This window comes from Acinetobacter sp. ABJ_C1_1 (genome assembly GCF_044684115.1).
Taxonomy (GTDB): Bacteria; Pseudomonadota; Gammaproteobacteria; order Pseudomonadales; family Moraxellaceae; genus Acinetobacter; species Acinetobacter nosocomialis_A.
On the sequence record NZ_JBITPU010000002.1, the window covers coordinates 195,646 to 209,162 of the forward strand.

Below are 13,517 nucleotides of genomic sequence, written 5' to 3' on the forward strand. Positions count from 1 at the left end.
TAAGCTTACGTTATGATCAAACTCTCAACAAGAGGAATCACAATTATGAAAGCTGTGGCATATCAAAAAGCAGGTCCCATTACATCGCCAGAGGCACTCGTAGATATTGAACTCGACACTCCCGTTGCAGAGGGCCATGATCTGCTTGTTCGCGTACAGGCTATTTCGGTCAATCCAGTCGATACCAAAATACGTAAAAATGTAAGTGCTGAATCTGGTTGGAAAGTGCTTGGCTGGGACGCTGTAGGTGTAGTTGAAGCGATTGGAGATAAAGTCACTCAATTTAAAGCAGGTGATGTTGTTTGGTATGCAGGTGCGTTAAATCGCCAAGGCAGTAATAGTGAGTTGCAATTGGTTGATGAACGTATTGTTGGTCATAAACCGAAAACTTTAGAAGCAACTGAAGCAGCAGCTCTCCCTTTAACAGCAATCACGGCTTGGGAAATGCTATTTGATCGTTTGCAAGTTCCAAAGACTGCACCAGCTAATACGACTATTTTGGTGATTGGTGGGGCTGGTGGTGTAGGTTCAATTACCATTCAACTTCTTAAACAGTTAACTAACCTTACAATTATTGCGACAGCTTCGCGCCCTGAAACGAAAGAATGGGTCAAACAACTGGGTGCTGACTATGTATTAGATCATCGTGAACCTTTAGCTCCACAAATCAAACAATTAGGCTTAAATGCACCTTTATATGTGTTCTCGACCACTCAAACAGATCAGCATTTAGCAGATATTGTAGAGTTGATTGCACCACAAGGACATTTTGGTTTAATTGATGACCCTGAACAGTTAAATATTAAACCGTTTAAATCGAAGTCTGTGTCTGTGCATTGGGAATTTATGTTCACACGTTCAATGTTTCAAACTGAAGATATGCAAAAACAAAGTGAAGTATTAAATGAAGTCAGCAAGCTGGTTGATGAAGGGAAAATCAAAACGACAGTGACTGAAGTTTTAAGTCCAATTAATGCTGAAAATTTAAAACAGGTTCATCAGCAAATTGAGAGAGGTACGACAAAAGGTAAGATCGTCTTACATGGTTTTTAAGTAAAATTAAAATATCCCCCTAATAAAAAGGCAAGTATTGAACTTGCCTTTTTATTAATAGTGCGGGGGTTTATTCGTTAATGGATCAAAAGGTGCAATGCCTTCTGATAAATCCGAAGATTCCACACGTTGATAAAGTAATTGCATTTGTTTTTTCAAATCAGCTATTTCCTGAGTTTGAATAGCGAGTTGTTGATTTAATTGTTCAACTAAATCATCCAAAAATGTAATTCGCACTTGCAAATCTTCAATGGGTGCGGAAAATGACGCTTGATCATCATGATATGGTGGTTTAGTCATTTAAATCCTCATTTGAGATTCTGGAAAACATTATGGCCTATATTACCCTAAGGGATGTCCAACTTGCTTTTGGCGGACCTGCCCTGCTCGATGGCGCGAACTTTAATCTAGAACGTGGCGAACGAGTCTGTTTAATTGGGCGTAATGGTGAAGGTAAGTCTACTTTACTTAAACTCATCGAGGGAAGCTTATTACCCGATTCTGGTGAAGTTTCTATTCAAAATGGTTTAACGGTTTCTATGTTAGCCCAAGACGTCCCAATGGATTCTGGCAAAGTTGCTGACATCGTGGCAGACGGCGCAGGAGAAGCTGCTGAAGTACTCAGAGCTTATCATGAAGCAACCGACGCTTGTATGTTAGGAGATATGGAAGCTTGCGACCGTATGGGTAACCTTCAGCACAAGCTAGACCAACTAGACGGTTGGGCGCTTGAAAACAAGGTGAATGCCCTATTAAGTAAAATGGGACTCGACCCAAATGCAGATTTGGCAGATCTTTCAGGTGGACGTAAACGCCGCGTTCTACTCGCTCGTGCTCTTTTAACGCAGCCAGACGTACTCCTTCTAGACGAACCAACCAACCATTTAGATGTTGAAAGTATTGAGTGGCTAGAAAAATTCCTACTCGATCAAAATAATTTAACGCTTCTATTTATTTCGCATGACCGCTCTTTTGTAGATAGCATTGCGACTCGAATTGTTGAACTTGACCGCGGCATCCTACGTGGCTACGAAGGTAACTATTCACGCTATTTAGAGCTAAAAGCTCAGCAAATGGAAGCAGAAGAGAAACAAAATGCTTTATTTGATAAAAAGTTAGCTGAAGAAGAGGCTTGGATTCGCCAAGGCATTAAAGCACGTCGTACCCGTAACGAAGGCCGTGTTCGTGCATTAAAAGCTTTACGTGAAGAATCGAAAGCTCGCCGCTCACAACAAGGCAAAGTGAGCATGGCGACTCAAGAAGCAAATCGCTCTGGTAAATTAGTATTTGATATTGAGCACTTGAGCGTATCTTATAATGGTAAACCACTCATCAAAGATTTCTCTACGCTTGTCATGCGTGGTGACCGTATTGGCCTAGTAGGTGATAACGGTGTCGGTAAAACAACGTTAATTAAAGCCATTCTAGGTGAAATCGAACATGGCGGTTCTGTTAAGACAGGTACTCAATTAGAAGTTGCTTATTTTGATCAATTACGTAATGCCTTAGACCTTGAAAAAACAGTCATGGCAAACGTTTCAGAAGGCTCTGACTTTGTTGATGTAAATGGTAACCGTCGTCATATCTACAGTTATTTACAAGATTTCTTGTTCTCACCTGAACGCGCACGTACACCAGTAAAAGCCCTTTCGGGTGGTGAGCGTAACCGTATTTTGCTTGCTAAATTATTGCTTAAACCATCGAACCTGATTGTGATGGACGAACCAACCAATGACTTGGATATGGTGACTCTTGAGCTACTTGAAGAGATGCTTTCTGAATATAAAGGCACTTTATTACTTATTTCGCATGACCGTGCATTTATGGATAACGTTGTCACTTCTACTTGGGTATTTGATGGCAAAGGCAATATTGCAGAATACATTGGTGGTTACCAAGATTACTTACTACAACGCCCAGATGACAAAGTAGTAGACCAGAAGTCTGACGTTAAGAAAGCTCAGGCAAAAGCTGAAGCGGAAAAAGCTGCGGCTCAAAGTACCGTGAAAAAGGTGAAATTGAGCTATAAAGATCAACGTGAACTTGAGCAACTTCCTGCTGAAATCGAGAAACTGGAAGTTGAACAAGCCGAGCTTTCTGACAAACTTGCAGATGGTTCGTGGTTTGTGTCCGATGCAGATGCTGCGACTCAAGCAAGCCAACGCCTAGCAGAAATTGAAGAATTACTGCTTGAAAAATTAGAGCGTTGGGATGAACTTGAGCAAATGAGTAAAGGCAGTTAATCAATAAAAAAGGGCTTTAATTAAAGCCCTTTTTTTGGATTTAGAATTTCTAGTAATGCCATAAAAGGTTTATAAACGAATAAAGAGATGAAGCGAATTAAACGTTCAAATATCTGTAACTGCAAAACCATACAAGTGAGGATAGCCAAAACAAGACTAATGAAAATATTGATCTCTACCGAATATTTAAAACTTAATTGATGAGTCAAAACAATAATTACAAAACCATGCAATATATAAACTGGCAGCGTTTTTTGGCCTAAACCGATCCAAGGTCGTTTAAAATTTTGAGTAAGTACAAATAAACTCAAAACACCCATAGCCGATAGCAACATAATTACACTGCGAATCAGTATTCCCTGCCATAGATCTACATGTAGTTGAAAATATGACAAACTGCCAAATAACCAGTAATAACTATAATGACTTATAGCGGCTACAGCAGTAATGATTAATAATGTACTAACAGCAAATAATTTTGCATAAGGCAACTGCGGAATATACTGGAAAATGGTTTTACCATAGACCGCCCCCACCATAAAAAAAGGTAGAAATACGAAAATTCGACCAATCGAATAGCTGTAATTATTGATGGGTGAGCATCCAATAAGTAAAGCTAAAACGATTGAAAACAGAACTGGATATGTCGTCTTTTTTAGGAAAAAAGCGAGAACCGTCCAAGCCACCATACCAAATAAATACCATAGCACCCAATAAGGCTTAGCAAACCATACCAAATGAAACGACCAATTCCATAAACTTCCATTATAGAAAGCATCAAGCAATTGAAATAAAAGTTGAAATGGCAAATATAACGATAAAAAGTAAATTAACTTTTCTAGGATTTTCTCTTCTTTAAAAAACATGCCCGATATAAAAATAAAAGCTGGCATATGAACAAAGTAAATACCCCCTAAAATCGCTTGATTTAGAGGTTCGTTCCAGCCAATTAACCTTTCAAGATAATGACCCAATACAACCAGAAAAATTAAGACACCTTTTGTGGCATCGATATGGAGATTTCTCATAAATTTCTATGAATTCAGGATATTCATATCATACTGAATTATTCTTATTTTTTGATTCAAAAAGACAATAAGTAAAGTTTCGCTGTATACAAATTAATTATGATATACCTATAAGTATAATAATATTTAAGGATATTTCCGTGCTAGATCTCTCTCAAATTTTGGCATTCGGACTCATTTGCTTGGCGATGGTACTCACCCCGGGTCCAAACATGATTTATCTTATATCTCGTTCCATTAGTCAGGGCAAACTCGCAGGTTTTATTTCCCTCGGTGGCGTTGCGGTTGGTTTTGTATTTTATATGCTCTGCGCTTCTTTCGGGATTACGGCACTTGTGGTCGCAGTTCCATATGCCTATGACACGATTCGTATTGTAGGTGCCATATATTTACTCTGGCTTGCATGGAAAGCATTACGTCCAAATGCAGCGCCTATTTTCAGTGTAAAAGACTTATCTATTGATTCACCATTAAAATTATTTTTAATGGGCTTTTTGACAAATTTACTTAATCCCAAAATTGCGATTATGTATTTGTCTTTATTGCCACAGTTTATACACCCACAACAAGGCAGTATTTTAGCGCAGTCTATTCAACTCGGAACCATACAAATTTTTGTCAGTGTTTCAGTAAATGCACTGATTGTGTTTTCTGCAGGTAGCATTGCGCTCTTTCTACAACAAAAACCGCTTTGGGCAAGCATCCAACGCTGGATTATGGGTACCGTATTAGCCGGACTCGCTGTTCGTATTCTTTTAGAACACCGCCGATAACTTAGTTTATTTTTCTTTACCAGCTCTAAACCTTCAATTTACTCCTGTGTATTACGACGATAAATTCAGTTCGTGATACACTTTTGGCAGTTTTAACTTTTTAAATTTTTTATATCGTTATGAGCCAAAAGCAGCCTTATACGCCCGGTGAGTTTCAGTGGTCCTTTTTATTACCCAAATATTGGGGTGTATGGATTGCGATTACTTTCCTCATGCTTTTGGCTATTTTACCGTGGGCGATTCAATGGCGTTTGGCTCACGGGTTAGCAAATATCGCTTGGAAATATTTAAAATCTCGTCGCAAAACTACTATTCGTAATTTAGAAGTTTGCTTTCCCGAATGGTCATCTGAAAAAGTACAGCAACAAGCAAAACAAGTTTTTGTAGATATGATGCTTGGTATTTTTGAGACCTTAAACGCTTGGTATAAGCCGTACTGGTTTAAAAACCGTGTCACGATTGAAGGCTTAGAGCACATTACCAATGCTCAAGCACAAGGCAAAGGTGTTTTATTACTGGGAACTCACAGTACTTTGCTTGATGCTGGTGGTTATGTATGTGCTCAATATTTTGAGCCAGATGTTGTATATCGTCCTCAAAACAACCCTCTACTCGACATGCTTATTTATCGTTGCCGAGCAACCATTTATAAAGCACAAATCGATCATGATGATATGCGTGGCTTAATTCGCCACCTTAAAGATGGTGATGCAATTTGGTATAGCCCCGACCAAGACTTCGGGCTCAAACAAGGTGTTATGGCACCATTTTTTGGAGTACCAGCTGCTACAGTAACCGCGCATCGTCGTTTATTAAAAATTTCAAAAGCAGTTGCAGTCCCTTTATATTTTTATCGTCATGGCGATGTACAGGACCCTAAATATCATATTTTGATTGAACCTGCGGTCGATAATATGCCAAGTGACGATGAAGTCGATGATGCAACCCGTGTAAATAAGATTATTGAGAATCAGCTTCGTATCGCACCCACTCAATATATGTGGTTCCATCGCCGATTTAAAACACGTCCTGAGGGATATGAAGAGATCTATTAAGATAAAGCTGTAATGATTTTAAATTGATAGTAGGCATAGCCTCAATTTAAAGTGAAATTCAAATACTTTCGAATAGGCAGACCTTACTTTTTAGGGATAAAAAGTAAGCAAAAATCCTTTGTTCCGCTGATGTTACTTCCATGTAACACAGCGAAACAGCGACATCCATGTCGCTATCACGATAGTAAATTCCGGATAATGATTTAGTTTGAAATGATGTATCTGTAGATGGTCCATCTTTTATGAATGTATAAGGCAAAAAACAATGAAAGTGATGCAACTTCTCCCAGAACTCAATAGCGGTGGCGTAGAACGCGGCACACTGGAAATTGCACGTGCACTGGTTACACAAGGCCACCAATCTTTGGTTGTATCAAATGGCGGACGGCTAGTGTCTCAACTTGAAGCTGAAGGCTCTAAACACTTAACACTACCGATTCATAAAAAGTCTTTATCGAGCTTGTGGCAAATTCGCCCTTTACGTCAGCTAATTGAGCAACATCAACCCGATATTGTCCATGTACGCTCACGTGTGCCCGCATGGCTTACCCATTTTGCCTTAAAAGGAATACCAGCACATAAGCGCCCTCACCTCATTAGCACGGTACATGGTTTCTATTCAATCAATCGCTATAGTGCAATTATGACTCAAGCTGAAAAAGTAATTGCTGTTTCTGACAGCGTAGTTAAATACATCACTGACCATTATAAAAACTGTCCACCACAAGATATTGTCCGGATTTATCGAGGGATTGACCCAGCTGCTTTTCCACATAACTACCAACCCTCCGCACAATGGTTTAATCAGGTTTTAAATGATTTTCCTGAACTCGAAAATAAATTTTTACTATGCTTGCCTGGCCGTATTACGCGTTTAAAAGGACATGAAAGCTTAATTGAATTAATGCAACAACTTCAGTCGCAATATCCTCAACTACATGCTGTTGTTGTGGGTGGTGCCGATGCTAAAAAACAGGCCTATTTAAGTGAGTTGCAAAGCACCATTCAAAGCAAAGGACTTGCAGATAAAATTACCTTTGTAGGACATCGCTCAGATATACGTGAATGGCTCGCTTTTAGCGACATTGTGCTCTCTCTATCCAATCAAGCAGAAACATTCGGTAGAACAGCATTAGAAGCGCTCTCAGTCGGTACACCGGTGATTGGCTGGAACCGTGGAGGTGTTGCAGAGATTTTATCTAATGTATATCCACAAGGTCTTGTTGAAGCTGAAAATGAAAAAGCTTTAGTCAAAACAGTAAAGCATCATATTGAACAACCTCAAACAGTCGCTCCTGTGACAATGTTCAGTTTAAAAGATATGTGCGATCAGACCCTTGAGCTATATCAAAGTGTACTGAAATAACGTAATAAAAAACCCGCGATGATCGCGGGTTTTTTACAACTAAAAGAAAGCAGTCTTATTTAAATGTTGCTTCATAAGCAGCAGCTTTTTCATAGTCATATTGCTTTTCCCACTTACTGATTACAAGTACCGCAAGCGCGTTACCTACAACGTTCAACGCAGTACGAGCCATATCCATGATACGGTCAACACCAGCAATAAATGCTAAGCCTTCTACAGGAATACCAACACTACCTAATGTCGCTAATAACACCACGAATGATACGCCAGGAACACCTGCGATACCTTTAGAAGTAATCATTAGTGTTACAACCAAAATAACTTGTTGGCTGATTGACATTTCGATACCGTAAAGCTGTGCAATAAAGATTGCTGCAATACTTTGGTAAAGCGTAGAACCGTCAAGGTTAAATGAATAACCTGTTGGGATTACAAAACTAGAAATCGCTTTTGGCGCACCGTAAGCTTCCATTTTTTGCATAATACGCGGTAAAACTGTTTCCGAACTTGCAGTCGAATATGCCAAGATTAATTCATCTTTCAAAATCTTAAACAATGTAAAGATATTGATGCTGAACATTTTTGCAGTTAAACCAAGTACCACTAAAGCAAAGAACAAGATTGCACCGTAAACCAATACAACCAATTTACCTAATGGAATAAGTGAAGCGAAACCGAAGTTTGCAACAGTTACAGCGATTAAACCAAATACACCCACTGGCGCATATTTCATGATGATGTGCGTCACACGGAACATTGTTTCCGAGATAGCATGAAATACATTTAATAGCGGATCTTTCGTCGTAGCTGGCAATGAAGATAAGCCAATACCAAAAAGCACAGCAAAGAAAATCACAGGTAACATTTCGCCATGCGCCATTGAACTAATAATGTTCGTTGGGATAAGCGATAATATTGTCTGCATGATGCCATGAGACTGTGACTGTACTTCTTCAGTTGTATGCTTATATTGAGAAATATCAGTTTGAACCAGTTGAGACATATCAATGCCTGAACCTGGATGGAAGATATTCGCTGCAACCAAGCCAACTAAAATAGCAATAGTAGTAATAATTTCGAAATAGAGAATGGTTTTAAAACCAAGACGCCCTAGACTTTTTGTACTGCCAACACCAGCAATACCTAAAATCAATGTAGAGAAAACGATTGGAATAACAATCATTTTAATCAGGCTAATAAAGATCTTACCTAATGGAGTAAGAACATTAGTTACAATACTATCTTTGATTTCAGGCTGGTTATGTAAAACAGCCCCGACAACTATCCCTAGGATTAAAGCAATTAAAATTTGCCACGCAAGGCTAAATTTAAAATTCTTCATAAGACAATCCTTATGCACCGCAAAGTATCAAATATGAGAGGGAGAAGAACACTATTCTTATAGTGAAACCTCAATATGTGCAGTAATTTCCAAACAGAAATTTAAATACACAAGCAAATCACAACCCGCCGATCCGGCGAAGTAAACAACAATGCCTGTTGACGATCCAACATGTCAACGATCGGCACATTCTATTGAGATTTGCCAATTAAACAAGTCCAATTTATGTCTAAATAGACCAAAGCCTATATTTATTCCTCAATAATCTATAAAAACAAAAACTTAACAAAAAAAATTTTTGTATCTATTTTCATCGGAAAAAGCTTTGATATATAAAAAAATTTATGAACTACTACCTATATTAAATAGATTTTAAAATTAAGATAACCTTAAAAAAATTTCTTTAATTTACAATTAATTAAATGGTATTTATATAAATATCAACCCGAGTTCTGCGTCCTGCAAAACTCGGGTAAATGAGGTTGTGCTTTCAGGGTATATAATTCTTTTTATCGCTTCCGTTCTAACATCGTATCCGTGATGTCGTTCCATATCAGCTTAGTGCATCCTTACTTGGGATTATCCATTCCCGCTTCCGTGTGCCGATGAATGTAGAATACGGGTTTTAGCTCCCCCTGCCTATTGGACCTAGACTCAAATCTTTGTACGATATTGCTTACAACTTATTTTATATACTTTTCTCTTTATAAGGCTCCGCAATTTCATCAGTTACTATTTTTTCTTCTTTTTCAGCTTTGGCAATACCTTCTTGTATCGCAGCTTGAGCTTCCTCTTCATCATCTTGAGTTTGCTCTACTTCTTCTTGAATTTCTTCAAATATTCGACCTGTTTGTAAAACGACGTAGACAGGAAAATGGTCAGATCCAATATGAGATAAACGCTGCATTTTTACCAAACCGAAGTCTGTACTGTGAAATATATGGTCGAGTGACCAACGTAATAAAGGATAGTCTGCATGAAAAGTATTTATAAAATGTCGCCCAACTCGCGGATCGAGCAACCCACTAATACGCTGAAATAAACGGGTTGTCCGTGACCACGCTACATCGTTTAAATCCCCCATCACAATACAACTTTCATCTAAATCCTTAATTTGATCTCCAACAATCAGAAGCTCTGCATCTCGTAATGTTGAATCTTTTGCTTCAGTTGGACTAGGCGGCTTTGGATGTAAACAGTAGAGCTGAACATGCATCCCAGAGCGTAAGATAACCGTGGTATGGATAGAAGGAATTTCATTACTTAAAATGAATTTGACCTCAACATTTTTCAGCGGTAGTCGACTATATAAATGCATGCCATATAAGTTATCGAGAGGTACAGGCACACGGTAAGGATAATCCGCTTCAATTTCTTTTAAAGCATTTTCCCACGTTTTATCTGTTTCTAAAGTAAGGAGTAAATCAGGTTTGAGTGACCGCACATGTTCAAGAAGCAAATGATATTTATCATTAGGCATAAGCACATTCGAAACGATAAGTGAAATTTGCTTTTTGGGATCTACTTGCTGTTGTTTGACCTTTTTAACCTGCTTTTTCCAAAACAATGTATAAGGCAAAACCATTTTAAGCTGATAAGCAATTGCCGCGATGAGCACCGCAAGCAAAAGCTCACGCCCGATATTCCATTCATCCGACCAAAACAACATGCCAATTAGAGCAATTAAGCCAATAAATAGAATTTGTAGCCGCGGAAAATCAGCCCCTCTAAACCACCACTCATCACGAGGAATAAGTGACCAGAAAGTCAACCAAATCACCACTACAGATAGAACTTCGATATAAATCATTGAAATTACTCTTTTAAGATGATTTGTTTTTAATGTTTTTGTCATCTTTATCAATTTTGTATGTAACATAAACAAGATATTCTACTCAATAAAATTGCTGTTTTGATTCTGTAACGCTTGCAGTTGTGAGCACTTTTGATACACTCAACTCCCCCTAACAATTTTAACGCACCGAGGCAAAATGACATGAAAGTAGGTCTGGTCGGTTGGCGCGGGATGGTCGGTTCCGTCCTTATGCAACGTATGGTTGAAGAGAATGATTTTGCTCATATTGAGCCATTCTACTTCTCTACCAGTAATGCAGGTGGTGAAGCTCCTTCATTTGGTGGTAAGACTGCCCCAGCACTTATGGAAGCTACAGACATTAATAGTCTGAAGCAAATGGATGTCATTATTACCTGCCAAGGTGGTGACTACACGTCTGAAGTTTTCCCACAGTTAAAAGCAACTGGTTGGGATGGCTACTGGATTGACGCTGCATCTACTTTACGTATGTCTGATGATGCAATCATTGTTCTTGATCCAGTTAACCTTAACGTGATTAAAGACGGTTTAGCGAAAGGTACTAAAACTTTCGTTGGTGGTAACTGTACAGTATCACTTATGTTGATGGGCGTAGGCGCACTTTTCCAAAACAATTTGGTTGAGTGGATGACTGCTATGACTTATCAAGCAGCATCAGGTGCTGGCGCACAAAACATGCGTGAGTTGTTAACAGGTATGGGTTATTTATACAACAATACCAAGACCTTGTTAGATGATCCTAAATCTGCAATTCTTGATATTGACCGCCAAGTTGCTGAGTTACAACGTGGTGAAGGCTTCCCTTCTGCAAACTTTGGTGTACCACTTGCTGGTTCATTAATTCCTTACATTGATAAACAGCTTGAAAGCGGTCAATCTAAAGAAGAGTGGAAAGGCCAAGTTGAAACCAACAAAATCTTAGGTAACTCTCAAATCGTTCCTATTGATGGTCACTGTGTGCGTATCGGTGCAATGCGTTGCCACTCTCAAGCATTAACGATCAAACTGAAAAAAGATGTTCCGCTTGATGAGATCGAAGATATGATTCGTAATTCAAACCAGTGGGCTAAAGTTGTACCAAATACACGTGAAGCATCTATGACTGATCTTACACCTGTAGCTGTGACTGGTACCTTAACTGTACCTGTAGGCCGTTTACGTAAACTCAATATGGGTAAAGAGTATCTCGGTGCATTCACAGTAGGCGATCAGCTACTTTGGGGTGCTGCTGAGCCTTTACGTCGTATGTTACGTATTTTAGTAGAATACAAAAGCTCATAATTTGACCTGAATAATTCAGTCAAAATAAAAAGCCGATCACATTTGATCGGCTTTTTCGTAACTGGTTTGTGAAAAATTAACAATTTATTTACATTTCATTATTGTATAATTTTGAACGACTTTACGACTGATCAGGTCATGGATTGAGATGACTGCATATAACAAATTAAAAATTGCCATTTTCACCATTATGTCTTCGCCTTCTGTTTATGCGATTACATTAGATCCTATTCAAATTCAATCTGCGCCTGGGGAATTACTGTATGCAGAAATGAATTTTCAGCAAGCCGATCCAAATACGCCCTTGCAAGTCAGTTTAGCCACGCAAGAAGATCTCAATGGTTTAGGAGTCACTCATCAACCTCCTGGTAACTTGAATTTTTATACACGACAAAATGGTCAAGGTTCTGGCGTTATTGTAATTACCTCATCTCGTCCTATTATTGATCCTGAACTGAATATTGTCGTAAAAGTCAGTGAAGGTAATGCAACTCGTCTTCAACATATTAAAACCGTTTTAAAGCCATCGCCTATAAAAAAGGTCGCTGCTAACGAAAGTCCACTTTCACCGCAATTTATCGTAAATGAAAAAGACATTGCGTTAAACTTACCTGAAAGTACTCGATACACACCTGCTGAGACAGCAACAACCGTAGCCGAAACTCCAGCTAATGAACGTAATCTAAACATTAGCACTGGATCTGCTCCGGCTTTGAGTAGCTCTGCTCCTGCGACGCCTTTTACCGAAAAACCTTCGACTCAAGCGCCACAGCAAACTATAGCAGCAATGAGTACTGAGCAGCCATCTGCTGTAGAAAAACAGCCATCTGCGCCTCTTAAACCAAGCAATGACAATCAAACAACTACAGTCAAAAAAGCAGCCCAAGCTAAGCCTGCTCAACACAAAAATGTATTAAGTAAAAGTACACCGAAAAAGCAAAAAATCAGCACCTATAAAGGCCCAGCACCTACAGGTAAATATGTTGTACAACGGAATGAGTCTTTATGGACTATTGCTAATCGTATTGCAGCACAGACCAAACAACCTGTGGCTAAGGTCATGCGAGATATCCAAGCTCAAAACCGACATGCGTTTATTCAAGGTGATGTAAACCGTTTACGTCAGGGAATTTCACTAAACTTAACAGCAGCAAATACAGCTAAAGCTTCACATCCAAAACCTAAATCGAATGAAGCCAACTTAGCAAAACCATCTTCTGGCAGAGCTAAATATCGTTTACAACAAGCTGAAATGAGCATTGTGGCAGAGAACAGCCCAAATTCTACTCATGGAAGTGCAAAAAAGAGCACACAACAAGGTCAAAACAATACTGAGTTAGCAGTAAAAGTTATGACAACTCGAGAAAAAACCGTTACATTACAAAGGAATGTAACCAAACTAAATCAAACTTTAAGTTTAAAAGACCAACGTATTCAACTTCTGAATGCGCGTTTGGCAGAGTTACAACAGCAGTTACAAGCACAGCAACGAACTCACAAGCAAAAACATTAAGTTAAAACCAGAGTTAGCTCGCTTTATAT

At 38.8% G+C, this 13,517-nt stretch carries 11 protein-coding genes; 7 read left to right on the forward strand and 4 right to left on the reverse strand.

The annotated features are described in order from the left end of the window. Positions 1-45 precede the first annotated feature (45 nt). Positions 46-1,053 carry a zinc-binding alcohol dehydrogenase family protein gene (locus tag ACG59Z_RS05080; protein ID WP_400198172.1) on the forward strand — a complete coding sequence of 336 codons (1,008 nt, stop codon included), beginning with the start codon at positions 46-48 and terminating at the stop codon, positions 1,051-1,053. A 54-nt stretch (positions 1,054-1,107) separates the two neighbouring features. Here the strand turns inward: ACG59Z_RS05080 and ACG59Z_RS05085 are convergent, their stop codons facing one another. After that, positions 1,108-1,353, reverse strand: coding sequence for a SlyX family protein (locus tag ACG59Z_RS05085; RefSeq protein ID WP_002053395.1), 246 nt, complete (start codon positions 1,351-1,353; stop codon positions 1,108-1,110). 32 nt (positions 1,354-1,385) lie between these two features. Between ACG59Z_RS05085 and ACG59Z_RS05090 the strand changes: the two genes are divergently transcribed. After that, positions 1,386-3,296, forward strand: coding sequence for an ATP-binding cassette domain-containing protein (locus tag ACG59Z_RS05090; protein ID WP_400198174.1), 1,911 nt, complete (start codon positions 1,386-1,388; stop codon positions 3,294-3,296). 20 nt (positions 3,297-3,316) lie between these two features. Here ACG59Z_RS05090 and ACG59Z_RS05095 read toward each other — a convergent pair whose 3' ends face one another. After that, complete coding sequence (locus tag ACG59Z_RS05095) at positions 3,317-4,324, reverse strand: acyltransferase family protein (protein WP_400198175.1); 1,008 nt, start codon at positions 4,322-4,324, stop codon at positions 3,317-3,319. A 140-nt stretch (positions 4,325-4,464) separates the two neighbouring features. Here ACG59Z_RS05095 and ACG59Z_RS05100 point away from each other — a divergent pair, with 140 nt between their 5' ends. The 3 genes from ACG59Z_RS05100 (at position 4,465) to ACG59Z_RS05110 (ending at position 7,518) form a co-directional block, all read left to right on the forward strand. Then, entirely contained in the window at positions 4,465-5,097 is a 633-nt protein-coding gene (locus ACG59Z_RS05100; RefSeq protein WP_017398157.1) for a LysE family translocator, read from the forward strand. 119 nt (positions 5,098-5,216) lie between these two features. Next, positions 5,217-6,152 (forward strand): LpxL/LpxP family Kdo(2)-lipid IV(A) lauroyl/palmitoleoyl acyltransferase, encoded by a 936-nt coding sequence (gene lpxL, locus ACG59Z_RS05105; protein WP_400198177.1) that lies wholly within the window; start codon positions 5,217-5,219, stop codon positions 6,150-6,152. Positions 6,153-6,417: 265 nt separating this feature from the next. After that, positions 6,418-7,518: a glycosyltransferase family 4 protein gene (locus ACG59Z_RS05110; protein ID WP_400198178.1), complete on the forward strand. Its 1,101-nt coding sequence runs from the start codon at positions 6,418-6,420 to the stop codon at positions 7,516-7,518. Between the two features lie 55 nt (positions 7,519-7,573). On the opposite strand, the gene gltP is transcribed toward ACG59Z_RS05110, so the two are convergent. Further along, the gene (gene gltP, locus ACG59Z_RS05115) at positions 7,574-8,860 is read right to left on the reverse strand and encodes a glutamate/aspartate:proton symporter GltP (protein WP_087605936.1); all 1,287 of its coding nucleotides are present in this window, start codon (positions 8,858-8,860) and stop codon (positions 7,574-7,576) included. A 688-nt stretch (positions 8,861-9,548) separates the two neighbouring features. Further along, positions 9,549-10,670, reverse strand: coding sequence for an endonuclease/exonuclease/phosphatase family protein (locus tag ACG59Z_RS05120; RefSeq protein WP_400198180.1), 1,122 nt, complete (start codon positions 10,668-10,670; stop codon positions 9,549-9,551). 186 nt (positions 10,671-10,856) lie between these two features. Between ACG59Z_RS05120 and asd the strand changes: the two genes are divergently transcribed. Together asd and ACG59Z_RS05130 are read left to right on the forward strand one after the other, a co-directional pair. Beyond that, the gene (gene asd / locus ACG59Z_RS05125) at positions 10,857-11,975 is read left to right on the forward strand and encodes an aspartate-semialdehyde dehydrogenase (protein WP_311069523.1); all 1,119 of its coding nucleotides are present in this window, start codon (positions 10,857-10,859) and stop codon (positions 11,973-11,975) included. A 148-nt stretch (positions 11,976-12,123) separates the two neighbouring features. Beyond that, positions 12,124-13,488 carry a FimV family protein gene (locus tag ACG59Z_RS05130; RefSeq protein ID WP_400198182.1) on the forward strand — a complete coding sequence of 455 codons (1,365 nt, stop codon included), beginning with the start codon at positions 12,124-12,126 and terminating at the stop codon, positions 13,486-13,488. The last annotated feature ends 29 nt before the right edge of the window (positions 13,489-13,517 follow it).